This is a genomic window from Streptomyces sp. NPDC026394 (genome assembly GCF_055567735.1).
Genome location: NZ_JBVHPX010000007.1, coordinates 367271 through 392691, shown reverse-complemented (window position 1 = coordinate 392691; position 25421 = coordinate 367271). Strand labels below are relative to the sequence as shown.

The window sequence follows — 25421 nt, the reverse complement described above, 5'->3', positions numbered from 1 at the left end:
GAGGATGTGCACATGAGCGTCGAGTCGGCCGACCACAGCCGCGGCGTCTATCCAGAACATGCCCTGAAGTGCGCGGTCCAGCATGTTCGCGGCGACCGGGTCCAGGTCATTGAGGGAATCATCGAGCCGGTGTCGCCAACCTGGGACCACTGATCCACCGCCGACATCCTCCGTGACCGGGTTCGCGCCCGCGCCCGCGAACTCGGTTGCATGATCGGCTCGGGCAGCCTCGGCCTGCCCGGCTCCCCCAACTGGTACGTACCCGACCTCGCCGTCGTCCGGCCGCCGCGGCCAAGGGCGCCGGCGCCCTTCTTTCCGACCAGACACTGCTGGTCGTGGAGGTCACGTCGCATTCCGACGCCGACACCGACCGCGTCGTCGAGCGCCGCCGCTCCGCCGAGTACGGTGCGCCCCTGTACCTGCTCGTGGACCGCCAGCAACGCGCCCCCACCCTGTTCGCCGAACCGGGCCGTCTCGGTTGCACCCGGATCACCGGCCCGCTGCCGTACGGCGCCTCGCTGCACATCCCGGACCCGTTCGCCCTGGACCTGGACACCAGCGTCTTGTGACCCGCACGGCAGGCGGCGGACCACCACGCACCACGCCGGCCCTCCGGTGACCGATCGCCCGTACAGCCGTGCCTGTCAGCTCCAGTCCACGGTCCCGGACTGGACGATGCGTCCCAGGAAATCGATGTCGGCGATGTCGGTGCCGCCGCACTGGTTGACCGACCCTCCGAAGGGGAGCGCGGCCAGGTTGCCGTCACCGGTTCCCGCACCGCGCGTGGCAGCGCCTACGGCGTGGGGCGCGGTGTCCTGGATGACGCAACGCGTACCGAACGCCGGGGAGAGAAAGGCGCCGACGCCTCCCGCGAAGGCCGGTACGGCGACGGCGAGGCCGCTTGCGTACGCAGCGATGGTGACTCCCAGTACGGTACCGATTCGAGCCGTGTCCACGAGCGACGAACGACTGCCCGCGCGGCTTGGTCACCACCACTTCCACCGGGCGGGCTACTCCCTCTCGGGACTCCGGCCCCCGCCGGTCGTTCCCTCGGCCGCCACGAATGACCCCGTGCCGGGTGTCGTGATGATCAGCCCCTCTTCCCGGAGCGCGGCGGTGGCCTTCCGGACGGTCACACGCGCCACGCCGAACTCCTGCTCAAGCTTCACCTCGGAGATCAGGTGGCGTGGCGGGTACGCACCGCTGGTGATGCGCGACCGTAGTTCGTCGGCGACCTGCTCCCACTTCGAGCGCGGACGCTGCTTGCACCTGTTCGTTTCCCGCCGCCGCTTGCCGCAAGACGAAAGACCCGAGACCGGGTTCGGTGGTGATCAAGCCCTCCGCCCGCAGCCCACGGTGCACCTTGTGGGCGGTGACAGCCGCGATGCCGAACTCTTCCTCGAGTTGGAGGACCGACGGGACGCGTTCCCCGAGGCCGTACGTACCGTCGGAGATCCGCTCCCGGATCACTTCGGCGATCTGCATCCACTTGGGCCGCGTCGGGTCGAACTTCATCGTGAGGGCGACCACTCACGCCCCGCCGGGGCCCTCGTCGCGCTGCCTCGGCAGATCCTTGGAGACGAAGGACCCCACGCCCGGCTCCGTGTAGATCAGGCCCTCCGCGCGGAGGCCACGGTGCACCTTCTGGCCCGTGGACGTGGAGATCCCGAACTCGTCCAGCATCTCCGTCACCGAGGGAACTCGCGCTCCTGGCTGATAGACGCCGTCTTCGATGCGCTCGCGGATGACCCGCGCGACTTGTCGCCACCGCGGCACGTCAGGGGCAAATTCGATCACAGGACCAAGGTCAGCAGACTGCAACATGGCATGCGAGGCCTAGTTCGGTCGCTTTGGTAGCTCTGGTCGCTAGGGGGCAGCAGGGCTACTAGGGCCACGGACAGTAGACCCCGGCGAGTGCTAGCCCACTCCCGGGGCGTGGCCAACGCCGCGCAAGGAGCGCCGACATGCGTCACCGTATTCTTCGACTGGCGGCATGGGCGGGGAAACTCATCTCGCCGCCGCCCATCACGCCCTTCACGCCCCCCACGCGCCCCTGCGCCCCTCCCCCACCGCAAGGCGCGAACGAGCCGCCTCCCACCCGCTCGACACCCCCCTGAACGTCGACGCCCCCCTCGTACGCCCGTACCTGACCGCCTGCGAAGTGCGGGTCGGCGATCAGCAAGCTCGACGCTTCGCGCGCATGCGCACGATGCACGGGGAGTTCGCCGTACGAGCGCGCCGGAAGGACCCGTACCGGGCATGCGCCTGTTGCCCTGGTCGCAGGAGGGCGGGAAGCGATGTCTGCTGTCGACGGACGGCGACGGCTACGTGGCGCGGTTCGCGGACGACATGGAGGCAGCACAGCTCGACATGGGTACGGAGCTGCTCGATCACGCCGGGGCGATGCTGGGCGAACCCGACGCATCGGCCGGTGAACTGCGCTTTCTCGCCAATCGATTGGTCGAGGCACTGCACGACACGTTGCGGGTGGCCGACAGCCGAGGCCGGCGGGTTCCCGGCCTGGGCGGTGCGAGCGGAAGGGGGGCGTCGGCCGCTTGGCGGCGGCCGGGTGAGGGGACGTCAGGCCGGACCGGCCCCGTACGGGACGCGCGGGCCGGGAGCGGCCGTCAGCTCAGGGCGAGCCACGCCGCGCCGACGACGACCGCGATCGCGACGATCACGCCGATGACGACGCCGACGCGGGGGCCGCCGGACGACTGCTGCTGAGCCGCTGCCCGGCGGCCACCGGACTGCTGGGGGGCGCCCTCGTCCACGAAGGCGCGGAACATCTGCGTGCTGCCGGCCGGGTCCTGCTGGCCGTTGGCCGGGTTCTGCTGGTAGTTCGCCATAGGCCAGGACACTAGCGAACCCGGCATGAGCGGCACACCCCTGGGCCTCGTGCGTCACAGCACAGTCGCCCGGCGATCCGCTCCACCGGCTCCACCGGCCCCGGGCTCCACGGGCCCTACCGTGTGCGCAATGCCGCTACCACTTCGACTTCCAGCAGGTACTCAGGTGCGAAGAGGGCGGCGACGCCCACCAGTGTGCTCGCCGGTGCCTTGGTGGTGCCCGCTCGCAGCGGGGCGAAGATCTCGGGGAGCAGGGCGGGGGTGTAGTCCACCACGTAGACGGTTTCCTTGATGATGTCGTCCCGGGTGGCGCCGACCGCCGCGAGGGCCGTATCCAGGTTGCGGGCTATCTGGGCGGCCTGGGCCGCGTGATCGCCGGGTCCGACGGGCCGTCCGTCGGCGTCCCAGGCGACCTGCCCCGACAGGTGCGCCAGCCGGACGCCTTCGGTGACGACGACTTGGCTGATCAAGGGTGCCGGGTCGGGTAGGGCGGACGGATTGAGGCGTTGTGGAGGCGTGACGGCGCTGCCCTCTCGGGGCCTGGGGTTCACGACGGCGCACCCGCCCAGGCCGTGAGCGCCTCGTGCCGTTCGGCCTGACGGGCGCGGATGTCGGTGGTACGGGTGGCCCAGGCCACGTGGCCGTCGGGGCGTACGAGGATCTCGGTGACGCCGTCCAGGTCGGGGTGGGTGTCCCGAGTGGTGACGGTGACGGGGGTGACGCGGGCGCCCCAGCCCGCGGCGACCGCCGACCCGAGGCCCGGGGCGTCGCCCGCGAGGTCGAGGTGGACGTACCGGCCGGCCGGGAGGAGTTCGTACACCCGTACCGCCTCCGACCCGGCGGCGGCCAGGCCGATGTCCGGCATCCGGCGCCCCACCAGCGGATCGGCGCCGGGCGTGGTCGGCGGGTAGGCCGTGCCGAGGGCGGAGACCCGGGCGGCGAGGGTGCGATTGACCTGGGACATGCCGAGGAGTTCGTCGAAGAGGGCACGCAGGGCCGCGGCGGGGCGCTGATACCGCGGTACGAGGGTCAGTTCGGCCAGCAGGGTCTGGACCTCGGTGTTCTCGGTGACCGACTGCCCGACCGGCCGCCGCTCCCCGTCGTACGTGTCCAGCAGGCCGGGCGGGGCCCACCCGTTGACCTCGGCGGCCAGCTTCCAGCCGAGGTTCATGGCGTCCTGGAGGCCGGTGTTGAGGCCCTGGCCCGCCGCGGGGAAGTGGATGTGGGCGGCGTCGCCCGCCAGGAGGACGCGGCCCGCGCGGTAGCTCTCGGCGAGCCGGGTGGCGTTGCCGAAGCGGGAGAGCCAGCGGGGTTCGGCGACACCGCAGTCGGTACCGCAGAGCCGGGTCAGGGACTCGCGGAACTCCTCCAGGGTCACGGGCTCTCCGGCCGGCACGCGCATCCGTTCCGGGTCGATGAGGACGAGCCGGACGATGCCGTCCTCCATCGGGGCGACCAGTACGCCCCGCTCGCGGGCGGCGTCGAGGGCGGCGGGGTCGGTGACCGCGAAGTCGCCGAGTACGCCGGTGAGGGTTTCGTCCGTACCCGGGAAGGCGATTCCGGCGGACTGCCGTACGACGCTGCGGCCGCCGTCGCAGCCGACGACGTAACGGGCCCGTATCGTCGCGACGCTCCCGTCCCGGCCACGCACCTTCAGATCGACTCCGTCGCCGTCCTGGCCGATCCCGGCGACCTCGTGACCGCGCTCGATCTCGACGCCCAGCTCCCGGGCGCGCTCCGCCAGCAGCGCCTCGGTGTGCGCCTGGGCGAGGAACAGCGTGTAGCCGTGCCGGGAGTCCAGTACGGAGAAGTCCAGGTGGGTGGGGAGCTGGGCGAAGTGCCAGCCGGGCACGGGCCGGCCGAGCGGGAGGAAACGGTCGAGCAGTCCGCGCTGGTCCATCAGCTCCACGCTGCGCGGGTGCAGGCTCAGGGCCCGCGAGTCGCGCTGCGGCTCGGTACGGCGCTCGAAGACGCGGGTGCGTACGCCGGCCAGCGCCAGTTCGCAGGCGAGCAGCAGGCCGGTGGGGCCCGCGCCCACGACAGCCACATCAACATTCATCGGAGTGACCCTCCCTATTTAGTGAACAACGTTCACGTGAACAGCGTTCACTATAGTGAGGGTCATGAGCTCCCCGTCAACCCCGGCTCGCGGCCGCCCCGCCCGGCTCGACCGCACACGCACCCTGCGAACCGCCCTCGCCCTGCTGGATCGATCGGGCCTCGACGCACTGACCATGCGTCGGCTCGCCGACGCGATGGGCGTACAGGCCGGCGCCCTGTACCGCTATTTCGCGACCAAGCAGGATCTGCTCACCGCCATGGCGGAGCGGATGATGGAGGGCGCCGCCGAGGCTGCCGTCACCGCATCGGCGGCCACGGCGGACGGCGGCGACTGGAGTGAGCGGCTGACCGCCCTCGCCCGCGCCGCGCGCAGCGCCCTGCTCACCCACCGCGACGGCGCCCGCGTCTTCGCGGGTACGCACGCGACCGGCGAGAGCGTCCTCGGCTTCGCCGACGCGCTCGTGGGCGTCCTGCGCGAGGCGGGCTTCAGCGACGACGCGGCGGCCCGGGCGCTCTACACGGTGGTCAACTACACCGTGGGCCACACGCTGGAGGAGCAGGCGGCCCTCCAGGCGCAGGACGAGAGCACCGAGGACGCAGGAGCACTCCGCGACGCGGTGACCGCCGGGAGATACCCCCACCTCAGCGCCACCCTCCCCACCCTCACCAGCACAGACTTCACCGGCCTCTTCGAGTTCGGGCTCGACCTGATCGTCGAGGGGCTGCGGGCGCGGCAGGCGCCGTCGGCGGCCGCCCCTGCGGAGTAGTGCAGGCACGGCGGTACAGCGAGGGCCGGAGCCCTCGCTCCGTTCAGGTGGGGGCGGCAGCACCCGCCCCCACCTGCGCCTTTACACCCCCACCCGATCCCCTTGACCGTTGATCTTGCCAACCTTTTGGGTTCCTTTACCTTCCTCGCCCCGAAATCGTTTGCCTTCAGCAACCAAGTGGTTCTACGGTTGCTCAAGGCAACAAAAGAAGAAGTGCGGAGGTGCCCATGGCCGCTCAGAGTCAGTACGAGGAGCTGGCCCGGCAGCTCAGTGCCATCGGTGCCGTCAAGCGTGAGATGGGGCGGATTCTGCCGCCCGACTGCCCGCCCGCCTCGGCCGGTGTGCTCACGCTGCTCGACCGGTACGGCGAGATGCGGATGAGCAAGCTGGCGGAGCTGCTCGCGATCGACATGTCGGTCACGAGCCGGCACGTGGCCCACGCCGCCGAGCGCGGCTGGATCGAGCGCGAGCCCGACCCGCTGGACAAGCGGTCGCGGCTGCTGCGCCTGACGCCGAGCGGCCGGTCGCTCCTCACGGAGCTCTCCGAGCGCTACACAGCATCACTCGCCCGGTATCTGGACGACTGGTCCGACAGCGACGTCGGCCGTCTCAACGAATTGCTCGCCAGGCTCCGTACGAGCTTCGGCGACTGCCGGACCCGGGCGCATCACGAACCCACCACCCGCACACCCGCGGAATGAAAAGGAACTACATGGCTACGACCACACCATCCGGTGTGCGGGGCGGCCACGCCAAGCACGGGGGCCACCCGGCTCCCGACGGGGCGCCCATGTCGCACCGTCAGATCATGGAGGCGATATCCGGGCTGCTGCTCGGCATGTTCGTCGCCATCCTGTCCTCGACGATCGTCTCCAACGCGCTGCCCGAGATCATCCACGACCTCAAGGGCGGCCAGAGCGCCTACACCTGGGTCGTCACGGCGTCGCTGCTGGCGATGACCGCGACCACCCCGCTGTGGGGCAAGCTGTCCGACCTGTTCAGCAAGAAGCTGCTGGTCCAGGTCGCGCTGGTGATCTACGTGGCGGGCTCGGTGGTGGCCGGTCTGTCGCAGAACTCCGGCATGCTGATCGCCTGCCGTGTCGTCCAGGGCATCGGCGTGGGCGGTCTGTCCGCGCTGGCCCAGATCGTCATGGCCGCGATGATCTCCCCGCGGGAGCGCGGCCGTTACAGCGGCTACATCGGCGCCACCTTCGCGGTCGCCACCGTCGGCGGCCCGCTGCTGGGCGGCGTCATCACCGACACCAGCTGGATGGGCTGGCGCTGGTGCTTCTACGTCGGCGTGCCGTTCGCGGTGATCGCCCTGATCGTCCTCCAGAAGACCCTGAAGCTCCCCGTGGTCAAGCGGGACGTCAAGGTCGACTGGGCGGGTGCCTTCTTCATCAGCGCCGCGGTCTCGCTGCTGCTGGTGTGGGTGACCCTGGCGGGCGACAAGTACGACTGGATCTCCGGCCAGACCTTCGCCATGGTCGGCGGCGCGATCGTGCTCGGCGCGATCTTCGTGTTCGTCGAGTCCCGGGCGAGCGAGCCGATCATCCCGCTGCGGCTGTTCCGCAACAAGACGATCACCCTCGCCTCGCTGGCCTCGCTGTTCGTCGGTATCGCGATGTTCTCCGGCACCGTCTTCTTCAGCCAGTACTTCCAGCTGGCGCGCGGTGAGTCGCCGACCATGTCCGGGATCATGACGATCCCGATGATCGGTGGTCTGTTCATCTCCTCGACCGTCTCCGGTCAGATCATCACCAAGACCGGTCGCTGGAAGGCCTGGCTGGTCTCCGGTGGCGTGCTGGTGACCGCGGGCCTCGGTCTGCTGGGCACCATCCGGTACGACACCGAGTACTGGCACATCGCGATCTTCATGGCGCTGATGGGCCTCGGCATCGGCATGATGATGCAGAACCTGGTGCTCTGCACGCAGAACCAGGTCGCCCCGAAGGACCTCGGCTCCGCCTCCTCCGTCGTGACCTTCTTCCGCTCCCTCGGTGGTGCGGTCGGCGTCTCGGCGCTCGGTGCGGTGCTCGCCAACCGCGTCACGCACTACGTGAAGGACGGCGTCCAGGAGCTCGGCCCGCAGGCCGCGGCGAAGTTCGCGCAGGGCGGCGCCGGCGGCGGTGGCGGCATCCCGGACCTGGACGCCCTCCCGGCCCCGTTCCGGACGATCATGGAGAGTGCCTACGGGCACGGCGTCGCCGACGTCTTCCTGTACGCCGCTCCGTGCGCGCTGCTCGCCTTCCTGGTGACGCTGTTCATCAAGGAGGTCGCGCTGAAGACCAGCGGCGGCCTGGCCCAGGCGGGCGAGACGGAGGCGGCTCCGGCCGCCACCGGCGCCGCCGCGGTCGCGCCGCAGCCGGAGCCCGCCCTCGTGGGCGCCGGTGCCCCGGTGGGCCAGGACGACGGCCAGGCGCCCTCCTGGGCGCAGCAGCCGTCCGCGTCGGCCACCACCCAGCCGCTGGCGGCGTACGCCTCGGCGGGCGACGGTGACGAGGTCCCGGCCGGTCCGGCGATCCACGGCTCGGTCCGCAACGCGGAGGGCCACCCGGTCGCGAACTCCGCGGTCACGCTGATCTCGCTCAGCGGGAGCCAACTGGGCCGCTCGGTGGTCCAGGCCAACGGCTCGTACGTACTGAACGCCCCCGGCGCCGGTTCGTACGTGCTGATCGCGGCCGCCGACGGCCACCAGCCGCAGGCGTCCACGGTCGTCGTCGGCGAGCAGGCTCTGGCCTACGACATCCTGCTCAGCGGCACCAGCGGCCTGGGCGGCCAGGTCCGCAGCGCGGTCACCGGCGAGCCGGTGACGGACGCGATGGTCGTGGTCACCGATGTGCGGGGCGAGGTGCTGGCCACCGGCAAGACCGGCGAGGAGGGCTTCTTCTCCTTCGACGAGCTGGCCCCCGGCACCTACACCGTCGCCGTCAACGCGGCCGACTTCCGGCCGACGGCACTGCCGGTCGAGGTCGGCGGGCAGGGCACCACCCGGATGGAGATCGAGCTGCTGGCCGGCGCCCGGGTACAGGGCGTCGTACGGGCCGGAGCCGACCGGCGTCCGCTGCCGGACGCGCGGGTCACGCTCGTGGACGCGGCGGGCAACGTCGTGGCCACCTCCACCACCGGTGAGGACGGCGCGTACGCCTTCACCGACCTGGACGCGGGCGACTACACGGTCATCGCGAGCGGCTACCCGCCGGTCGCCAACGGCCTGACGGTCGACGCGCGCGGGGTCGACGGCTACGACGTCGAGCTCGCCCACCCCGGCGAGTGATCCCGGGCCCGGGGGCCGGCCGCACGGCGGCGGGCCCCCGGGAGCCCCGGCTCACCCCGGGGCGCACGAACCCCGGTCCGCTGTCCTTTTGAGCGGAGAGGCAGCACGGACCGGACCCCAGGGCTCCGGCGGCGGTACGCGCACAGGCAGGGGACGGCCTGCGTGCCGCCGCCCGGAGCCCGACATGTGAGAGGCAAGAACGGGAGTGGGAATGACTTCGACGGGCGCGGCAGCGGGAGCGGCCAACGGCGCGGGCGTACGCGCACAGGTCCGTACACGGGACGGCTGGGCGGTGCAGCACGCGGTGCTGACCGTCACCGACATGACCGGCACCCAGGTGCTGCGCGCGGCGGCCGACGAGGACGGTGCCGTACGGGACACGCAGCCGCTGGCCCCCGGCCCGTACACCGTGATCGTGACGGCTGTCGGCTACGCGCCGGTCGCCTCCAGCGCGATCGTCACGGCCAGCGGCCGGATGGATGTCGGCAACGTGACGCTGGCACGCCAGGGCGGGGCCGAGCTGCCGCCGCCCGGCGCCTGGACCATCGACCCGATGCACTCGACGGTCGCGGCGACCGCCCAGCACCTGGGCATCACCAGCGTGCACGGCCGCTTCCTGGACTTCGCGGGCCGCATCGAGATCGCCGAGGACCTGGACAAGTCGTCGGTCCGGGCGGTCATCAAGACGGCCTCGATCGACACCGGCAACGGGATGCGCGACGGGCACCTGCGGACCGGGGACTTCCTCGACGTCGAGCAGTACCCGGAGATGACCTACGTCAGCACCGGCCTGGAGCCGGCCGGCCCGGACCGCTGGACCGTGCACGGCGACCTGTCGCTGCGCGGCGTGGTCCGCCCGGTGGACCTGGACCTGAGCTACCTCGGCACCGGCCCCGACCCGTGGGGCGGCGTGCGGGCGGCCTTCAACGCCACCGCGGAGCTGCGGCGCGAGGACTTCAAGATGAACTACAACCAGGTCGTCGCCGCCGGTATCGCGGCGATCGGCACGACCCTGCGCGTCGAGCTGGACATCCAGGCCGTACAGGGCGAGACCCTGCCCACGGCCTGACGACCCGCGGCCCCACCCCCCGACCGACCGGGGCCGCACGCGACGGTGCCCCGCCCTTTGCATCGCAAGGGGCGGGGCACCGTCGTGCAGGGGGTTCCGTCAGTTGGTCTTGCACTTGTTGCCCGTGGCGGGGTTCAGCAGTCCGATGACGTCGATGGTGTTGCCGCACAGGTTCAGGCCGAGGTCGATCGGAACCTGGATGGCGTTGCCCGACAGGATGCCGGGCGAGTTGGCGACCTTGGCCCCCGCACCGGCGTCGGCGACGGCGGTACCGACGCTGCCGAGGACGGCCGCGACGGTCAGGACACCCGCGCTGATGGTGGTACGAACGCGCATGTGGAGCTCCTTACGCTGCGCTGAGAAATGATCAGATAAGAGGTAGACACGGCGCGGTGGTCGAAAACCGCCGCGCCCGTCGATGCCCACGTTCGGCGGGGCCCCTTCATCCGTTCGGACGCGCGGGGAGCACGGGGTGAGGCGGGGAGTGGTAGGGGCGGTGGGGCCGGCCTTGAGGGCCGGGCTGCGGGCCGCCTCGGTGCCGGGCTGCGCGCCGCCTTGGGGGCCTGACCACAGCCGACCTCAGGTGCCGGGCCGTGGCCGCCCTCGGGTGCCGGGCCGTGGCCACCTCGGGTGCCGGGGCTACCGGTTCGCGGTGCCCTGGTCCGTACTGTCGGAGTCACCCGTACTGCCGACGTCGCCCGCACCGTCGGCGTCACCCGCACCGTCGGCGTCCCCCGCACCGTCGGAGCGGTCCGCGGCCGCGGCAGCCGCCGCCCGCTGCCGCTCCCGCATCGCCTCGATGCCCGCGATCTGGAGCTCCAGGGCGAAGGCGAAGTCGTCGTCCAGCATCCGCTCGGCGGACATGCCCTCGCGGGTGTACGTGCCGTTGCCGGACAGCTCCAGCGTCTCCGCGAACCGCGGATGGCCCTGCGCCGCTTCCACGACCCGGTGGAAGTACTCGTCCAGGGTGGTGCCCTCGGCCCGGCAGCGGGCCCGGTGCTGGCCCTGGATGCTGCAGAAACCGTAGACGAACTGGTAGACCGCCGCCAGCGCGCCCGACGTCGACTCCTTCGACAGGCCGCTGCGCGCCATCACCCGCAGCGTCGCGTTGGAGAACGCCATCGAGCGCGGCCCGAAGTTGAGGTACTCCCCCAGGAGCTTCGGCAGCCACGTGTGGGCGAGCAGCAGCTTGCGGTACTCGAAGGCGAGGTGGCGCAACTGGTCGCGCCAGTCGGCCCCCTCCTCGGACTCGTCGGGCAGGTCCAGCTCGCCGGCCACCGCGTCCATGGCCAGTTCCAGGAGGTCGTCCTTGGTGTCGACGTACCAGTAGACGGACATGGCCGTGACACCCAGTTCGGCGGCGAGACGCCGCATGGAGAACTTCGCCAGGCCCTCGGCGTCCAGCAGCCGGACCGTGGCCGCGACGATCTTGTCGAGGTCCAGTCCGGCCGGCTGGTCCGCCTTCCGTTTCACCGGGGGGCGCTCGGTCAGCCAGACACTCTTCGGCTGTTTCCCGGCGCGACTCGAAGTGGCTGCCATCTCGCGCCCTCCCTTTCGTTCACGCAGTGGTACGGAGTCGATGCTATTCCGGCCGGGCGGCGGCCGGTCCCGGGCGTACCGGTCCGGCTCCCGGGGCGGCTTCCGGTTCGGCCTCCGGTTCGGCTCCCGGGGCGGCGGACGCGGGTGCGCCGGAACCGGCGACGGGCCCCCCACGCTCCGCGCGGCGCAGCAGGAACGCCGCGAGCAGGCCGCCGAGGAAGACGGCGGCCGCGCCCACCAGTTGGCTGGTGCCGATGCCGGAGGCGAACGCGTCGTGGACGGCCGCCCGGTCCGCGTCCGTACGGGCCATGGCCAGCGCGGCCGGCAGTGAACCGGCGCCCAGCGCGACCGCGGGCAGCAGCGCGGCGAAGCGGGAGTTGAGGACCGCGCCGAGGACGGCGACGCCCAGGCCCTGGCCGAACTCCATCAGTGTGCCGTTCACGCCCGCGCCCACACCGGCCTTCTCCACCGGGATCGACGACATGATGGCGTTGGCCATGGTGGGCATCGCGAACGCCACACCGACGCCCATCAGCAGCAGCCCGAGCAGCATGCCGCCGTAACTGTCGCTGCCGAGGGTCGCGATGGCGGTCAGCCCGCCGGCGAGCAGGCTCATCCCGACCACGATCATGCCGGGGGTGCCCAGCTTGGGCAGCAGCTTGACGCCCAGACCGGTGAAGTTCAGCGCGACGACCATCAGCGCCAGCGGCGCCATCCGCAGTCCGGCCTCCAGCGGCCCGTACCCGAGGACGAGTTGCAGGTGCTGGGTGAGCAGGAACATCGAGCCGCCCAGGCCGAACGCCACCAGGATGCCGCCGGACACCGCGCCGATGAACCGGCTGTTGCGGAAGAAGTGCATGTCCAGCATCGGGTTCGGTATGCGCAGCTCCCACAGCGCGAAGACCGCGAGGCCGACGACGCCGACCGCGGCGGAGATCAGCACCCGGCCGGAGAGCCAGCCGCTCTCGGGACCGGAGATGATCGCGAAGACCACACCGACCATGCCGATCATGGAGAGCAGCGCGCCCACCAGGTCGGGACGGTCCCCGTGGGAGCTCTTCGACTCGGGGACGAGCCGCAGCACGGCGACGAAACCGATGAGCGCGACCGGAATGTTGATCAGGAACAGCGAGCCCCACCAGTAGTGGGCCAGCAGCGTGCCGCCGATCAGCGGCCCGGCGGCGAAGCCGAGCGAGTTCACCGAGCTCCAGATGCCGATGGCCTTCGGGCGCTCGGCGTCGTCGAAGATCTGCATGACGACGGCGAGCGTGGTCGTCATCAGCAGCGCGCCGCCGACCCCCATGGCGGCGCGGGCCGCGATGAGCTGGCCGGGCGACTGGGCGAGGGAGGCGGCGAGCGAGGCGACGCCGAACAGCACCAGGCCGGCGGCGAGCATCTTCTTGCGGCCGTACCGGTCGGCGGCGTTGCCGGCGGTGAGCAGCAGGCCGGACTGGACCAGGGAGTACGCGTTGAGCATCCACTGGACGTCGGCGGTGGTCGCGCCCATCTCCTCGGTGAGCGAGGGGACCGCGACGTTCAGGACGGTGTTGTCGAGCAGGACGGTCAGCTGCGCGAGGCAGATGACGGCGAGGATGAGCCAGCGGGTCGGATTGCGGGCCGGGCTCAGGGGTGGGGTGGCGCCGGAGGCCACGGAGGACATACAGGCTCCCTGTACGGAGTGATCGAGCGGATCAGGCGAGCGGATCAGCGGGACATCTACACCGTACAGGGAGTGCTATACGCCGTACATCTCCTTATCGGGGAGCACGGTCGGGCGTTCTCGACTACGTCACGAGGCGGGTTTCGTCAGGTCGTACAGCGTCGTACCTCCGACGGTCACCTTCTTGAAGTTCTTCTCGACCCAGCTCGTGATGTCGGCCGACGTGGACTTCTGGGCACCGTTCGACCCGAAGAAGCCGCCGCCCGCGCCCCCGCCGACGAAGTAGTGGATCTTGCCTTGGCGTACGTACTCCTTGAACTGTTCGAGCGTCGGTGAGGGGTCGCTGCCGTTGAACCCGCCGATGGGCATGACCGGCAGTTGGGTGGCGAGCTGGTAACTGGCGGCGTTCTGGGAGCCGATGGCGGCGGCGGCCCAGGTGTAGTCGGCGGCGTGCTCCCGGAGGGCGGCCTTGGCCTTGGCGCTGACCTGCTGACCGTTGAGGAGGCCGCCCAGGGTGTTGTAAGGGTTGCCGGGGCGGCCTCCGGGGCCGGCGGGTCCGGTGGGCTGGGCCCGGCCCTGGCCCTGCCATCCCGGGGTTTGGCCTTGGCTCTGGCCGCCGGGCGGCGGGCCGCCCTGACCTCCCCTGCTCCCCTGCCCCCCCTTGCCGCCTTGGCCTCCCGTGTTCCCCTTGCCGTCAGGTCCGGGCCCGCCGACGATGATCATGCCGCCGTGCCGGCCCCCGGCGCCCTCGACCTTCGGGCCCGCCGTCACGATCGACCCGGTGTGCGGAGTGGCGACCGTGTTCGCCGCGTATGCCACCGGCCCGCCCAGCCCGGCGGCGACGCCCAGCCCCGCGGCCACCACGGCCAGCCGCCGGCCCAGCCGTACGGACAGCAGCAGACCCAGCGCCGCCACCGCGCCCACCGCCACCACCGACCAGCGCAGCCACGGCAGCCACTGCGGCGAGCGGGCCAGCAGGACGTACGCCCAGGCCGCCGTCACCGCGACCGTCCCCGCCAGCACCAGCACGGCGGCAGTACGGTCCCGCCGCCGCCACAGCAGCGTCGCCCCCATCGCGACCAGCGCCGCGATGTAGGGGGCCAGCGCGATGTTGTAGTACTGGTGGAAGATCCCGGACATGAAGCTGAACGTCGCGAACGTGATCAGCAGCGCGCCGCCCCACACCAGGAACGCCGCGCGCGCGGCATCGGTCCGCCCGGCCCGCCGCAGCACGACCAGCCCCGCGACCAGCAGGAGGGCAGCGGCGGGCAGCAGCCAGGCGATCTGGCCGCCCATGTCGGAGCCGAAGAGCCGGGTGAAGCCGGTGTCGCCCCAGCTTCCCCCGCCACCGCCTCCGCCGGGGCGGCCGCCGCCGACGCTGCCCGTCTCGTTGCCGTTGATGCGGCCGAGCCCGTTGTAGCCGAAGGTCAGCTCCAGGAAGCTGTTGCTCTGCGAGCCTCCGATGTACGGTCGCGAACCGGCCGGCCACAGCTCGACGATCGCGACCCACCAGCCGCCGGACACGACCATCGCCAGCCCGCCGAGCAGCAGTTGACCGAACCGGCGGCGCAGGCGCGTGGGCGCGCACACCGCGTACACGAGTGCCAGCGGTGGCAGGATCAGCCACGCCTGCAACGTCTTGGTCAGAAAGGCGAAACCGAAGCAGACACCCGCCAGCAGCAGCCATTTCGTACGGGCGTCCTCCAGCGCGCGCAGCACGCCGTACACGGCGCAGACCATCAGCAGGCACAGCAGCGCGTCCGGATTGTTGAAGCGGAACATCAGCGCGGCGACCGGTGTCAGGGCGAGCAGCGCCCCCGCGAACAGCCCGGCGCCCGCGCCGAAACGGCGTCGTACGGCCGCGTACAGCACCCCGACCGTGGCGACGCCCATCAGCGCCTCCGGCACCAGGATGGACCACGAGCTGAGCCCGAAGAGCCGTACGGACAGGGCCATCGGCCACAGGGCGGCCGGGGGCTTGTCGACGGTGATGGAGTTAGCGGCGTCGGAGGACCCGAAGAAGAGCGCCTTCCAGCTCGCGGAACCGGCCTGGGCGGCCGCCGAATAGAACTGGTTCGCGTACCCGGAGGCACCGAGGTCCCAGAGGAAGAGGACGGCGGACGCCAGGAGCAGCGCGACGAGGGCGGGGCGGGCCCAGCGGGGGGAGTCGGGTGGTGGTGGGGTGGCCTCCTGGGGGGTCTCCTGGGTGGCCTCCCGGACGCCCTCTTGGGTGGATTCGGACTGCTCGCGCGCCTCGGACGGCTCAGGCGGCTCGGCCTCCTGGGCGCCGGGCCCGGACGGCTCGGCCGGTTCCGTGAGGCGGGGGTGGTGCGTGGTCATCGGGTGCTCCTGCCGGGGTGGTGCGGTGCGGCGGTGGGGTGCGGGACATCCGGCGCGGGGGTGGGGTGGTTCCTTACGGGGGTGGGGTGGTCCGGTACGGGAGTGGGGTGGTCGGGTACGGGGGTGGGGTGTTCCCGTACGGCCGCGGGGCGGTCCGCTACGGCGGTGTGGCGGTCCTGTACGGGTACGGCGTCCCCACCGTTCCGCGCCCGGTCCTGGTCCCGATCCCGGTCCCGATCCCGGTCCGTGAAGACCCATGCCCGGAAGAGCAGGAACCGCAGCAGCGTCGCCGCGAGGTTCGCGGCCACCAGCACGGCCATCTCGGTGCCGTGTGCGGGATCGCCGGTCGCGGCGTCCAGCGCGGCCAGCGATCCGCTGGTCAGGGCCAGCCCGATGCCGAAGACGACGAGCCCCTGGGCCTGGTGGCGTACGGCGCGCTCGCGGCCCCGTACGCCGAAGGTCAGCCGGCGGTTCGCCGCCGTGTTGCCGATGGCCGACAGCAGCAGGGCCGCGGCGTTGGCCGGCTGCGGCCCGACGCCGAGCCGGAAGAGCGAGTAGAGGCCGAGGTAGAGGAGGGTGCTCAGGGCGCCGACCACGCAGAAGCCCATGATCTGGCGGGCCAGCCCGCGCGGTACGCCCGCCAGCTCGCGGTCGCGCGGATCGTCGCCGAAGGGGCGCGCGAGCCGGTCCAGCGGCAGCGCTCCGGTCGCCAGCGCGCGCCCCACACGCCACACGCCCTTGAGGTCCTCGGTGGCCGTCCGCACGATGTGCACGGTGCTGTGCGGGTCGTCCACCCAGTCCACGGGGACTTCGTGGATGCGCAGCCCGGCACGTTCGGCGAGCACCAGCATCTCGGTGTCGAAGAACCACCCGCTGTCCTCGACCATGGGCAGCAGCCGCTCGGCGACATCGCCCCGTACGGCCTTGAATCCGCACTGCGCGTCGGAGAAGCGGGCGGCCAGCGAGCCGCGCAGGATGAGGTTGTAGGAGCGGGAGATGAACTCCCGCTTGGGGCCGCGCACCACCCGCGAACTGCGGGCCAGGCGCGAGCCGATCGCCAGGTCGGAGTGGCCCGAGATGAGCGGGGCGACCAGCGGCAGCAGCGCGTTCAGGTCGGTCGACAGGTCGACGTCCATGTAGGCGAGCACCGGGGCGTCGGAGAGGGACCAGACGGTGCGCAGCGCCCGGCCGCGGCCCTTCTCCTCCAGGCGTACGGCCGTCACCTCGTCGATCGTCTCACCCAGCGACGCGGAGATCTCGGGCGTGCGGTCCGTGCTCGCGTTGTCCGCGACGGTGATCCGGAAGCCGTAGGGGAAGGTGCGGGAGAGGTGGTCGTGGAGCCGGCGGACGCACGGCTCCAGGTCGGACTCCTCGTTGTAGACGGGGATCACGACATCGAGCACCGTGTCGATCTGGCCGAGGCGCAGATGCTCACGGGGCGGCAGGGAGCCCAGGGGGGTGTGGGCCGGCTGTGTCGTCGTCATGACACCGACGCTTCCGGAGTGCGCTGTCACCCTTGTGTGGTGCCGCTGTGCCCGGCCTGTGAATGGGCGTATTCAAGGGGCGCATGGGAATGCCGGGGGGGCGCGTGTGGTGCCGCGCGCCGGTCCGTCGGCGGGCAGCCGGACCCGGAAGACGGTCCGCCCGGGGACGCTCTCCACCCCGACCGTGCCGCCGTGCGCCGCGACCACGGCCTCCACGATCGCCAGCCCCAGGCCCGTACTGCCGCTGCTACGGGCGCTCGTGCTGTTCGTACCGCCGGTACTCCCCGTACCGTCTCCGCCGCCTGTACCGCCTGTACCGCCTGTGCTGCCTGTGCTGCCTGAGTCCCCCGTCCCGCCCGTCCCGTTGCTGCTGCCGCGGCCCGTACGGGAACGGGACGCGTCGCCGCGGGCGAACCGTTCGAAGACATGCGGCAGCAGCTCGGGCGGCACACCGGGGCCGTCGTCCCGCACCTCCAGCCGGACGAAGTGCCCCGCCCCCGGCATCGGCATCTCGCGCCGCAGGCAGGCGACGACCGTGGTGCTCTCGGGGGTGTGCGTACGGGCGTTCGCCAGCAGATTGACCAGGACCTGGTGCAGCCGGTCGGCGTCGGCCCGTACGGGCACCGGGTCGGCCGGCAGCTCCAGGCGCCACTTGTGGCGGGGCCCGGCGGCGCGGGCGTCGCTGACGGCGTCCACGACGAGCGGCACGAGATCGGTGCACTCGTACGACAGCGGGCGCCCGGAATCCAGCCTGGCGAGCAGCAGCAGGTCCTCCACCAGACCGGTCATCCGCTCCGCCTCGGACTCGATGCGCCCCAGGGCGTGCCGGGTGGCCGGCCCCGGCTGCTCGCGGCCGCGCCGGGTCAGCTCGGCGTACCCGCGTATCGAGGCCAGCGGTGTCCGCAGCTCGTGGCTCGCGTCCGCGACGAATCTGCGGACCCGTGTCTCGCTCTCCTGCCGGGCCGCGAGCGCCGACCCCACGTGCCCGAGCATGCGGTTGAGCGCCGCGCCGACCTGCCCGACCTCCGTACGCGGGTCGGCCTCGGCGGCCGGGACGCGCTCGTGCAGTGCCACCTCGCCCCGGTGCAGCGGCAGTTCGGAGACGCGGGTGGCGGTGGCGGCGACCCGGCGCAGCGGCCACAGCGCGATACGGACCGTGGCGGCGCCGGCGAGACCGGCGGCCACCAGGCCCGCGGCGGTCACACAGACCTCCACGACGACCAGCCGCGTGACGACGTCCTGCACCTCGCCCGTCGGCAGCCCGACCAGCGCGGAGTCGTCCGGCGCCGATTCGACGCGGTAGTCGCCCAGGTCGGGGAGGGAGACGGTGTGCGGGCGCCCGTCCCGCGGCACGGCGGCCAGTGCCTGCTTCTGCTCGTCGGTCAGCGTGACCAGGTTCTGCGCGGGCAGCGGGTTGCGCGCGTCGATACTGCGGGCGGCGGCGGTGATGTCACCCTCGGCGGAGAGCCGCGCCCCGACCGTGCCGATCGGCTGGCCGGGACCGGCGATGAACCCGAGGTCACGGTGTCCGGTGAAGTCTCCCTGCCGGCCGACGGAGTGCTGGGCCGACTCGCGCAGCTTGCCGTCGAGCTGATTCTGGAGGTACGAGTGCAGCGCGATGGCGGTGACCGTACCGATCACCGCGCACACCACCGCGATCAGCAGAACCGCCGACACCACCAGCCGAGTCCGCAGACTCCACCGCCGCGGCCGCAGCCTGAACTGCCGGGGACGCCGGTGCCGGTGCACACGCGGTCCGGTGGGAACGGCCCCGCCGCTCGCCCGGACAGCAGTCGGCGAACCAGCACCCGCCGCCCGCCCGGCGATCGGCGGGCCAACGCCCGCCGCCCTTACCGCCCCCGGCGGACCGGCACCCGACGCCCGTCCGGCAGTCGGCGAACCAGCACCCCGCGCCCGTGCCACCATCGTCGGCCCAACATCCGGCACTCGCCCGGCAGCCGGCGGCCCGGCACCCGCCGCCCGTTCGGCCACCGGCGGACCAGCACCGGCCGCCCGTACCACCCTCGGCGGACCAGCGTCATCCGCCCGCCCGGCAGCCGGCGGCCCGGTTCCAGCCCCCGCTGCCCCGGACACCCGCTACCCGCCGGGCTTGATCAGATACCCGGCGCCCCGGCGTGTGTGGATCATCGGGCTGCGGCCCGCGTCGATCTTCCGGCGCAGGTACGAGATGTACAGCTCCACGACATTGGCCTGGCCGCCGAAGTCGTAGCTCCACACCCGGTCCAGGATCTGCGTCTTGCTCAGCACCCGCCGCGGGTTGCGCATCAGGTAACGCAGCAGCTCGAACTCGGTGGCCGTCAGGTGGATCTCCCGGCCGCCCCGCCACACCTCGTGGCTCTCCTCGTCGAGCAGCAGGTCGCCCACCGCGAGCAGCGACTCACTGCGGCCCGCCGCCGCGCCCGCCCGGCGCAGCAGACCACGCAGCCGTGCCACCACCTCCTCCAGGCTGAAGGGCTTGGTCACATAGTCGTCGCCGCCCGCCGTCAGCCCGGCGATCCGGTCCTCGACCGCGTCCTTCGCGGTCAGGAACAGCACCGGCACCTCGGGCAGTTCGTGGCGCAGCCGTCCCAGTACGGTCAGGCCGTCCATGTCCGGCAGCATCACGTCGAGCAGCACCGCGTCCGGCCGCCACTCACGTGCCGCCCGCAGCGCGGCCGTGCCGTCACCTTCGGCGCGGATGTCCCAGCCCTCGTAACGCAGCGCCAGGGAGAGCAGCTCGGCGAGCGACGCCTCGTCGTCGACGACCAGCACCCGCACCGGGCTCCCGTCGGGACGCAGCAGCTCAGCACGCTTCTTGGCGGTGGATGTGGACGCTGTCACGGTCATGCTGTCGAGGCTGACCACCCCCTCTGAGAGCCGTCTTGCGCGTATCTGTGAATCTCCTGAGAAACACCCGTCACCACAGCACGGTTGCGGTGGAACCGGACTGGGCCGCCCCCCGCGCGGTCCAGCCGGTCACCACTGGAATCAGCATCGCACCCACCACTGACAATCGCCCTGACCTGCGCATTTACCCTCCCAGGGGCGTCCGGCTCCCGCCCCTTCCCTTCACCCCGACGTCAATCCGTACCGTCACCGCATGAAGATCCTCGCCCTCAACGGCAGCCTGCGCACCCCTTCCCGCAACGGCGCCGTCCTGCGGTCCGCCCTCGCCCTCACCGACGCCACGTCAGCCACCGCCGACCTCGCCGCGCTTCCCCACTTCCAGCCCGACCAGGACGCCGAGGGCGCCACGCCGCCCGCCCCGGCGGCCGCCCTGCGCCGCGCCGTGGCGGACGCGGACGCCGTACTGATCGTCAGCCCGGAGTACGCCCATGGCGTCCCCGGCGTCCTCAAGAACGCTCTCGACTGGCTGGTCAGCAGCGCGGAACTCCTGGACAAGCCGACCGCGGTACTGACCGCGTCACCCTCACCGACCGGCGCCGCGTACGCACACGAGCAGTTGCGCGAAACCCTGCGCACGATGTCCGCCGCCGTGGTCCCGGACGCCTGCCGCGACCTCGCAGCCATCGGCCCGAAGACCGACCCGGCCACCGGAACCGTCACCGACCCCGCCACCCTCCAGGACCTCCGCACAGCCCTGGCAGCGCTGACCGAGGCGGCCGTACGCCCCGCTCAGAGCCCGAACAGCCGCCGGGCGTTCCCGTGACAGACCCCGCGCAGCCAGTCGTCCCCCGTCTCCAGCCGCGCCAGCACCTCCAACGCGTGCGCGTATCCGTACGGGAGGTCGGGGAAGTCGCTGCCGAACAGGATCCGCCCGCCCAGGTCCGCGAGCCGCCCCCGCTCCGTGCGGGGGATGGGCGCGGCCCGCTCGGCGAAGTCCGTGAACGCCATCGTCGTGTCCAGGTGCACGCCCTCGTACCGTTCGGCCATGCCGAGGAAATCGGTGTACTCGGGCATCCCCATGTGCGCGACGACCAGCCGCAGCCGAGGATGCCGGGCCAGCAGCCGCCCGACCGGCTCCGGCCCGGTGTGCTTGCCCGGCGCGGGACCGGACCCACAGTGCACGACGACCGGCGCCCCGGCCTCAGCGAGCGCCCCCCACACCACGTCGAGCCGCACGTCCCCGGGGCCGTACGCCCCCACCTGCACGTGTGCCGTTGACACGCGCGCTCCGGCGCCCAGTTCAGCCCGTACGTAGTCCTCGGCCCCGGCCTCCGGGAAGAACGTGGCGGTCCGCAGACAGTCCGGCGTACGGGCCGCGAAGCCGGCCGCCCAGCCGTTGAGCCACTGGGCCGTGCCCGGCTTGTGCGGAGAGATCATCAAGGCGAAGGCGCGGACTCCGAAGCCGCGCAGCACGGCGAGCAGTTCGGCCTCCTCGTAGCGGTACGCGATCGGCCACGCGCGCCCCACCAGCGGCCCGACCGCATCGAAGTACGCCCACACTTTGGCCGGCACGCGTTCCGGCATGAAGTGCGTGTGCACGTCGATCAGCCCCGGCAGCACCAGCCCCAGCCCCAGCCAGAAAGCCTCGACCCGCTCATCACCGTCCACCACCATGCACACGCCCCCTCCCTCCCACCCGGCCCCTCCCCCCTCAGAACAAACTCCCCTGCGCCCCTTCCACACCACCCGCCTCTTCTTTCCCGGCCGCCCGCACCTTCGCCGTAGTCACTCTGCCCCCGCCCAACCCATCCACCGCACCACGCAACTCCCACCCCGCCAACAACCGCCCATCCACCACAAACACTCCGGCCCCTCCCGCTCCCCCGGCATCCCGCACATACACATCAGCCCCCACCCCGGCCACCACAGTCCCCACCACCTCGTCCCCCGCGGCCAATCCCGCGATCTCACCGACCCCCGCCGCCGGAATCCGATCCAGCCCGAACACCTCCGCATGGTCCGTCCACGCGAACGCGACCGGTTCCAGCGCCTCCGGCCACCCCGCCAGCTCCCGCGCCGCGCCATGCAGTCCGGCCAGCGCCGCAGCCCGCTCCGGCACCGGCGGCAGCGCGGTACGCGCCACCCGCTTCTCCGTCTTGCCGAACCGGTCCCGTACGTCCAGGGCGGTGCCCAACAGCGCCTCCGCCCGCCGCGCGGCCATCAGCGGCCCGTACCCCAGCCATGCGTACGTGATCGCCCCCTGCTCCACCAGGCGCGCCGCGCCGCGCTCGGCCGCCGTGATCCCCACCTTCAGCAGGCCCGGCCCGAAGTACGCCAGGTAGACGCCGTACGTACGCGGATCGTCGGCCATCGTGTCCGCCGCCACCGACCGCGAACGGTCGAGCCGCGCACAGTCCGCGCACTGGTCCCGCGCGCGCCCGCCGTCGATCACCGCCCCGTACGGGCAGACCGTCCACCGCGCGCCCCTCCGCACCCCGAGGCACCGCCGCTCACCCACCACCGCGAAGGCCAGGGCCTTGCCGGCGGGCAGGGCGCTGCGCCGCCGTACACCCCGCTCTGGGGCACACCAACCAAGCCCCGGCTCGTCCCCGTCCCAACTCGGCCCCGTGCACCACCAGCCACCCGCCGCCGCCTCACTCACGTACCGACACCCGCCTCCACCCCACCGTCCCCCCGATAAGTGCTGCGATACGCACTCGGCGACACGCCGATCGCAGCCTGGAGATGCTGCCGCAGCGAGGCCGCCGTACCGAACCCGGCGTCCGACGCCACCCGGTCCACGGTCAATTCCGTCTCCTCCAGCAACTGCCGCGCCCGCTCGACACGCTGCTGCGTCAGCCACTGCAACGGCGAGACCCCGACCTCCTCCCGGAACCGCCGGGTGAAGGTCCGTACGCTCATGGCCTGGCACGACGCCAGTTCCCGCAGGGTCACCGGCCGGTCCAGGTGCTCCAGCGCCCAGGCCCGGGCCGCGGCCGTGGAGGAGTACTGCGGTTCGGGGACCGGTCGGCGGATGAACTGGGCCTGCCCGCCCTCCCGGTGCGGCGGCACGACCGTACGGCGGGCCACCTCATTGGCCACCGCCGCTCCGTGATCGCACCTGATCATGTGCAGGCACAGGTCAATCCCGGAAGCGACACCCGCCGCCGTGAGCACACGCCCCTCATCCGTGTACAGAACATCCGCGTCCAGCTCGATATCCGGGAACAGCCGCCGGAACTGCTCCGCCGACCGCCAGTGCGTCGTCGCCCGCCGCCCCTCCAGCAGGCCGGCCGCCGCCAGCACGAACGACCCCGTGCAGATCGACGCCACCCGCGCATTTGGACGGAAGCGCGCCACCGCCCGCGCCACCGCCTCGCTCAGACACCCCTCGTCCGTCCCGTAATCCTGCTGCGAGGCCGGCACCACGATCGTGTCCGCTTCCGCGAGGGCTTCGGGCCCGTGCCGCACATTGACCGTGAAATCCACGTCGGTACGGAGTTCCCCCGGCTCCGGCGCACACGTCACCACCTCGTACAACCGCCGGCCGTCGGCCGTCTCGGCCTGCCCGAAGATCCGGTGCACGATTCCCAGCTCCATCGGCAGCAGGCCGTGTCGCACCAGTACGGCGACCCGATGCCGCCCGTCCTCCGCGAAGACACCCATGGCCCGATCCTCACACACCTTGGCCATCCGGCCACTCGCCCGGCCCCCACGCCCCACCAGAAGATCGATCCACCCCCAAAAAACACCCCCTTCCCTTGGAGCCCCCATGAAGGTCCTATGGCTGGCAGCCCACCCCGAGGAACGTTCCCTCAACGGCTCCCTCAAGACCGAAGGCATCCGCACCCTGCGCGACCACGGCCACGAGGTCCAGCTCTCCGACCTCTACGCCATGAAGTGGAACCCGGTCGTCGGCGCCGACGACTTCGACCACTCCCCCACGGAACGTCTCCACATCAGCAGCGCCGCGCATCACGCCTACACCAGCGGCACCTTGAGCCCCGACATCCGCGCCGAACAGGAGAAGGTCACCTGGGCCGACACCCTCGTCGTCCAGTTCCCCCTCTGGTGGTTCGGAATGCCCGCGATCCTCAAGGGCTGGTTCGACCGCGTCTTCGTCAGGGGCTTCGCGTACGGCATCAACGACCCCGCCACCGGCCGGACACTCCGCTACGGCGACGGCCCGCTGACCGGCAAGCGCGCCATGACCGTCGTCACCGCCGGCGCCCGCCCCTCCTCGATCGGCCCCCGCGGCGTCAACGGTGACCTCGACGACCTGCTCTTCCCCCTCCACCACGGCACCTTCTGGTACACGGGCATGAGCGTGGCCCCACCGTTCCTCGTCCCCTCGGCGAACCGGACGTCCCCCACCACGTACGAGGACATCGCCGCCCACCTCCGCACCCGCCTCCTGGACCTGCCCTCGACCCCGCCCCTCCCCTTCCGCCGCCAGAACTCCCCCGACTACGACCCGGAAACCCTCGCCCTCCACCCGGACCTCGCCCCACACACCACCGGCCCGGCCCTGCACTACACGGACGCCCCGTAACCCGAGCGCGCCCACGCAAAAAAGACCGGCCCGGCACGTTTCCGTGCCGGACCGGTCTTCGCAGTAGCGGGGACAGGATTTGAACCTGCGACCTCTGGGTTATGAGCCCAGCGAGCTACCGAGCTGCTCCACCCCGCGTCGGTTCGTCAGACTCTACGCCACACCCACCCCAAAGGGAAATCGTTCCCCCACCCCCTGCCCACCGGGCCAAAAACGGGGGCGGGCAGGACTCCACACCGACGGATTACTGCAACCGCGGGCCTTCACTGCCGTACGACACGACAAAGCCCCCGTCCGGAGAACCCGGCGGGGGCTTTGACCTGCTGTGCGCTCGGCAGGATTCGAACCTGCAACCTTCTGATCCGTAGCTTTGGGCAAGACTCGGCAGTGGGGCCGCTGGGCCAGTCGGTCCGTACGCCTCCGGCAGTGATCGGCAGGCTGTGTGTGTCACCGTTGCCGTCACGGTTGCCGTCAACATCTGGTGGCGCTGACCGCCGCATCACCCGAGGTAGGGCTCGTCTCGGTGCTCCAAGAAGTGTCGGAGCCGGAGGCGCTGTGTGTGGTGCATGGGCAGCTGCTCGATGTCCTCTGGCCGAACGAACCGCAGCTCCGTGGACTCGTCCGATATCGCGAGTGCACCCCCAACCAGCCGGGCAGTGAAGCAGACGTTGAACTGCCGACGCACTTCCCCGTCGGAGTACGCGATGACGTGGCGCGGGTCGGTGTATGTGCCCACGAGCCCGGTGATCTCCACATCCAGCCCTGTCTCCTCCTTTACCTCCCGGACGGCTGTACCCGGCAGCGAATCGTCCATCTCCATACCTCCTCCGGGCAGCGCCCAGAGGTCGTTGTCACGTCGGCGTTGGAGGAGGATGCTTCCCTCGTCGTTGACGACCACGGCTGATGCCGCGACCACCAAGCTGTTGGGCTTGGGGGCGTTCGGGTCATCGTAGTACTCGGTCCTCGCCAAGGTCAT

At 71.7% G+C, this 25421-nt stretch carries 24 protein-coding genes, 1 tRNA gene and 1 pseudogene; 7 read left to right on the top strand and 19 right to left on the bottom strand.

Features of this window, described 5'->3' with window-relative positions; all coding sequences use genetic code 11:
- Window positions 1-12 precede the first annotated feature (12 nt).
- A pseudogene (locus ACZ4QV_RS19900) lies at window positions 13-569 on the top strand (Uma2 family endonuclease).
- A gap of 75 nt (window positions 570-644) precedes the next feature.
- On the opposite strand, the gene ACZ4QV_RS19895 reads toward ACZ4QV_RS19900, so the two are convergent.
- The 7 genes from ACZ4QV_RS19895 to ACZ4QV_RS19865 all read right to left on the bottom strand — a co-directional run bounded on the left by ACZ4QV_RS19895 (window position 645) and on the right by ACZ4QV_RS19865 (window position 4908).
- Entirely contained in the window at window positions 645-956 is a 312-nt protein-coding gene (locus tag ACZ4QV_RS19895; protein ID WP_361580582.1) for a hypothetical protein, read from the bottom strand.
- Between the two features lie 54 nt (window positions 957-1010).
- Complete coding sequence (locus ACZ4QV_RS19890) at window positions 1011-1181, bottom strand: GntR family transcriptional regulator (RefSeq protein ID WP_467763189.1); 171 nt, start codon at window positions 1179-1181, stop codon at window positions 1011-1013.
- Window positions 1159-1515, bottom strand: a complete 357-nt coding sequence (locus ACZ4QV_RS19885) for a GntR family transcriptional regulator (protein WP_361152774.1) — start codon at window positions 1513-1515, stop codon at window positions 1159-1161. The genes ACZ4QV_RS19890 and ACZ4QV_RS19885 overlap by 23 nt, the downstream gene beginning before the upstream one ends.
- A 15-nt stretch (window positions 1516-1530) precedes the next feature.
- Window positions 1531-1824 carry a GntR family transcriptional regulator gene (locus tag ACZ4QV_RS19880; RefSeq protein ID WP_361152777.1) on the bottom strand — a complete coding sequence of 98 codons (294 nt, stop codon included), beginning with the start codon at window positions 1822-1824 and terminating at the stop codon, window positions 1531-1533.
- A gap of 803 nt (window positions 1825-2627) precedes the next feature.
- Window positions 2628-2849, bottom strand: coding sequence for a hypothetical protein (locus ACZ4QV_RS19875; protein WP_361152782.1), 222 nt, complete (start codon window positions 2847-2849; stop codon window positions 2628-2630).
- Window positions 2850-2965: 116 nt separating this feature from the next.
- Entirely contained in the window at window positions 2966-3319 is a 354-nt protein-coding gene (locus ACZ4QV_RS19870) for a RidA family protein (protein ID WP_361152785.1), read from the bottom strand.
- A gap of 77 nt (window positions 3320-3396) precedes the next feature.
- Window positions 3397-4908 carry a monooxygenase gene (locus tag ACZ4QV_RS19865; RefSeq protein WP_361580587.1) on the bottom strand — a complete coding sequence of 504 codons (1512 nt, stop codon included), beginning with the start codon at window positions 4906-4908 and terminating at the stop codon, window positions 3397-3399.
- A 64-nt stretch (window positions 4909-4972) separates the two neighbouring features.
- Between ACZ4QV_RS19865 and ACZ4QV_RS19860 the strand changes: the two genes are divergently transcribed.
- The 4 genes from ACZ4QV_RS19860 (at window position 4973) to ACZ4QV_RS19845 (ending at window position 10023) form a co-directional block, all read left to right on the top strand.
- On the top strand, window positions 4973-5677 hold the full coding sequence (locus ACZ4QV_RS19860) for a TetR/AcrR family transcriptional regulator (RefSeq protein WP_361580590.1): 705 nt from the start codon (window positions 4973-4975) through the stop codon (window positions 5675-5677).
- A 227-nt stretch (window positions 5678-5904) separates the two neighbouring features.
- Entirely contained in the window at window positions 5905-6378 is a 474-nt protein-coding gene (locus ACZ4QV_RS19855; RefSeq protein WP_361152792.1) for a MarR family winged helix-turn-helix transcriptional regulator, read from the top strand.
- An 89-nt stretch (window positions 6379-6467) separates the two neighbouring features.
- Complete coding sequence (locus tag ACZ4QV_RS19850; RefSeq protein WP_467763188.1) at window positions 6468-8954, top strand: MFS transporter; 2487 nt, start codon at window positions 6468-6470, stop codon at window positions 8952-8954.
- 211 nt (window positions 8955-9165) lie between these two features.
- Window positions 9166-10023: a YceI family protein gene (locus ACZ4QV_RS19845; protein ID WP_361152796.1), complete on the top strand. Its 858-nt coding sequence runs from the start codon at window positions 9166-9168 to the stop codon at window positions 10021-10023.
- Window positions 10024-10122: 99 nt separating this feature from the next.
- Here the strand turns inward: ACZ4QV_RS19845 and ACZ4QV_RS19840 are convergent, their stop codons facing one another.
- The 7 genes from ACZ4QV_RS19840 to ACZ4QV_RS19810 all read right to left on the bottom strand — a co-directional run bounded on the left by ACZ4QV_RS19840 (window position 10123) and on the right by ACZ4QV_RS19810 (window position 19893).
- Entirely contained in the window at window positions 10123-10359 is a 237-nt protein-coding gene (locus ACZ4QV_RS19840; RefSeq protein WP_361152799.1) for a chaplin, read from the bottom strand.
- Window positions 10360-10662: 303 nt separating this feature from the next.
- Entirely contained in the window at window positions 10663-11562 is a 900-nt protein-coding gene (locus ACZ4QV_RS19835; RefSeq protein WP_361580597.1) for a TetR/AcrR family transcriptional regulator, read from the bottom strand.
- 43 nt (window positions 11563-11605) lie between these two features.
- Window positions 11606-13222 (bottom strand): MFS transporter, encoded by a 1617-nt coding sequence (locus tag ACZ4QV_RS19830; RefSeq protein ID WP_361152803.1) that lies wholly within the window; start codon window positions 13220-13222, stop codon window positions 11606-11608.
- Window positions 13223-13351: 129 nt separating this feature from the next.
- Window positions 13352-15562 carry an ArnT family glycosyltransferase gene (locus ACZ4QV_RS19825; RefSeq protein ID WP_467763174.1) on the bottom strand — a complete coding sequence of 737 codons (2211 nt, stop codon included), beginning with the start codon at window positions 15560-15562 and terminating at the stop codon, window positions 13352-13354.
- The gene (locus tag ACZ4QV_RS19820; RefSeq protein WP_361580603.1) at window positions 15559-17046 is read right to left on the bottom strand and encodes a bifunctional glycosyltransferase family 2/GtrA family protein; all 1488 of its coding nucleotides are present in this window, start codon (window positions 17044-17046) and stop codon (window positions 15559-15561) included. Before ACZ4QV_RS19820 ends, ACZ4QV_RS19825 begins: the two co-directional genes overlap by 4 nt.
- A gap of 72 nt (window positions 17047-17118) precedes the next feature.
- Window positions 17119-18762 carry a sensor histidine kinase gene (locus ACZ4QV_RS19815; protein WP_467763187.1) on the bottom strand — a complete coding sequence of 548 codons (1644 nt, stop codon included), beginning with the start codon at window positions 18760-18762 and terminating at the stop codon, window positions 17119-17121.
- Window positions 18763-19143: 381 nt separating this feature from the next.
- Window positions 19144-19893 (bottom strand): response regulator transcription factor, encoded by a 750-nt coding sequence (locus ACZ4QV_RS19810; RefSeq protein ID WP_361152811.1) that lies wholly within the window; start codon window positions 19891-19893, stop codon window positions 19144-19146.
- Window positions 19894-20146: 253 nt separating this feature from the next.
- Here ACZ4QV_RS19810 and ACZ4QV_RS19805 point away from each other — a divergent pair, with 253 nt between their 5' ends.
- Window positions 20147-20716 (top strand): NADPH-dependent FMN reductase, encoded by a 570-nt coding sequence (locus ACZ4QV_RS19805; RefSeq protein ID WP_361152813.1) that lies wholly within the window; start codon window positions 20147-20149, stop codon window positions 20714-20716.
- Here ACZ4QV_RS19805 and ACZ4QV_RS19800 read toward each other — a convergent pair.
- Genes ACZ4QV_RS19800 through ACZ4QV_RS19790 form a run of 3 tightly spaced genes read right to left on the bottom strand, consistent with a single transcriptional unit; the run spans window position 20683 to window position 23586 of the window.
- A complete protein-coding gene (locus ACZ4QV_RS19800; protein ID WP_361581270.1) occupies window positions 20683-21567 on the bottom strand; it encodes an amidohydrolase family protein in 885 nt (294 codons plus the stop codon). The two genes, ACZ4QV_RS19805 and ACZ4QV_RS19800, sit on opposite strands and share 34 nt — an antisense overlap.
- 37 nt (window positions 21568-21604) lie before the next feature.
- A complete protein-coding gene (locus ACZ4QV_RS19795; protein WP_361580607.1) occupies window positions 21605-22555 on the bottom strand; it encodes a DUF2797 domain-containing protein in 951 nt (316 codons plus the stop codon).
- Window positions 22552-23586: a GlxA family transcriptional regulator gene (locus ACZ4QV_RS19790; RefSeq protein WP_361152818.1), complete on the bottom strand. Its 1035-nt coding sequence runs from the start codon at window positions 23584-23586 to the stop codon at window positions 22552-22554. The genes ACZ4QV_RS19795 and ACZ4QV_RS19790 overlap by 4 nt, the downstream gene beginning before the upstream one ends.
- A 79-nt stretch (window positions 23587-23665) precedes the next feature.
- Between ACZ4QV_RS19790 and ACZ4QV_RS19785 the strand changes: the two genes are divergently transcribed.
- Window positions 23666-24445 carry an NAD(P)H-dependent oxidoreductase gene (locus tag ACZ4QV_RS19785; RefSeq protein WP_361152821.1) on the top strand — a complete coding sequence of 260 codons (780 nt, stop codon included), beginning with the start codon at window positions 23666-23668 and terminating at the stop codon, window positions 24443-24445.
- Window positions 24446-24509: 64 nt separating this feature from the next.
- Here the strand turns inward: ACZ4QV_RS19785 and ACZ4QV_RS19780 are convergent.
- A tRNA-Met gene (locus tag ACZ4QV_RS19780) sits at window positions 24510-24583 on the bottom strand.
- Window positions 24584-24944: 361 nt separating this feature from the next.
- Window positions 24945-25415, bottom strand: coding sequence for an NUDIX domain-containing protein (locus ACZ4QV_RS19775; protein ID WP_467763186.1), 471 nt, complete (start codon window positions 25413-25415; stop codon window positions 24945-24947).
- Window positions 25416-25421: the final 6 nt, after the last annotated feature.

Excerpts from the sequence above, each read along its gene's own strand:
- ACZ4QV_RS19865 (WP_361580587.1), bottom strand. The coding sequence starts at position 4,908 with ATGAATGTTGATGTGGCTGTCGTGGGCGCGGGCCCCACCGGCCTGCTG.
- ACZ4QV_RS19835 (WP_361580597.1), bottom strand. The coding sequence starts at position 11,562 with ATGGCAGCCACTTCGAGTCGCGCCGGGAAACAGCCGAAGAGTGTCTGG.
- ACZ4QV_RS19825 (WP_467763174.1), bottom strand. The coding sequence starts at position 15,562 with ATGACCACGCACCACCCCCGCCTCACGGAACCGGCCGAGCCGTCCGGG.
- ACZ4QV_RS19785 (WP_361152821.1), top strand. The coding sequence starts at position 23,666 with ATGAAGGTCCTATGGCTGGCAGCCCACCCCGAGGAACGTTCCCTCAAC.
- ACZ4QV_RS19885 (WP_361152774.1), bottom strand. The coding sequence starts at position 1,515 with ATGAAGTTCGACCCGACGCGGCCCAAGTGGATGCAGATCGCCGAAGTG.
- ACZ4QV_RS19805 (WP_361152813.1), top strand. The coding sequence starts at position 20,147 with ATGAAGATCCTCGCCCTCAACGGCAGCCTGCGCACCCCTTCCCGCAAC.
- ACZ4QV_RS19845 (WP_361152796.1), top strand. The coding sequence starts at position 9,166 with ATGACTTCGACGGGCGCGGCAGCGGGAGCGGCCAACGGCGCGGGCGTA.
- ACZ4QV_RS19840 (WP_361152799.1), bottom strand. The coding sequence starts at position 10,359 with ATGCGCGTTCGTACCACCATCAGCGCGGGTGTCCTGACCGTCGCGGCC.
- ACZ4QV_RS19875 (WP_361152782.1), bottom strand. The coding sequence starts at position 2,849 with ATGGCGAACTACCAGCAGAACCCGGCCAACGGCCAGCAGGACCCGGCC.
- ACZ4QV_RS19850 (WP_467763188.1), top strand. The coding sequence starts at position 6,468 with ATGTCGCACCGTCAGATCATGGAGGCGATATCCGGGCTGCTGCTCGGC.
- ACZ4QV_RS19830 (WP_361152803.1), bottom strand. The coding sequence starts at position 13,222 with ATGTCCTCCGTGGCCTCCGGCGCCACCCCACCCCTGAGCCCGGCCCGC.
- ACZ4QV_RS19820 (WP_361580603.1), bottom strand. The coding sequence starts at position 17,046 with ATGACGACGACACAGCCGGCCCACACCCCCCTGGGCTCCCTGCCGCCC.
- ACZ4QV_RS19855 (WP_361152792.1), top strand. The coding sequence starts at position 5,905 with ATGGCCGCTCAGAGTCAGTACGAGGAGCTGGCCCGGCAGCTCAGTGCC.
- ACZ4QV_RS19860 (WP_361580590.1), top strand. The coding sequence starts at position 4,973 with ATGAGCTCCCCGTCAACCCCGGCTCGCGGCCGCCCCGCCCGGCTCGAC.
- ACZ4QV_RS19880 (WP_361152777.1), bottom strand. The coding sequence starts at position 1,824 with ATGTTGCAGTCTGCTGACCTTGGTCCTGTGATCGAATTTGCCCCTGAC.
- ACZ4QV_RS19810 (WP_361152811.1), bottom strand. The coding sequence starts at position 19,893 with ATGACCGTGACAGCGTCCACATCCACCGCCAAGAAGCGTGCTGAGCTG.
- ACZ4QV_RS19790 (WP_361152818.1), bottom strand. The coding sequence starts at position 23,586 with ATGGCCAAGGTGTGTGAGGATCGGGCCATGGGTGTCTTCGCGGAGGAC.
- ACZ4QV_RS19800 (WP_361581270.1), bottom strand. The coding sequence starts at position 21,567 with ATGGTGGTGGACGGTGATGAGCGGGTCGAGGCTTTCTGGCTGGGGCTG.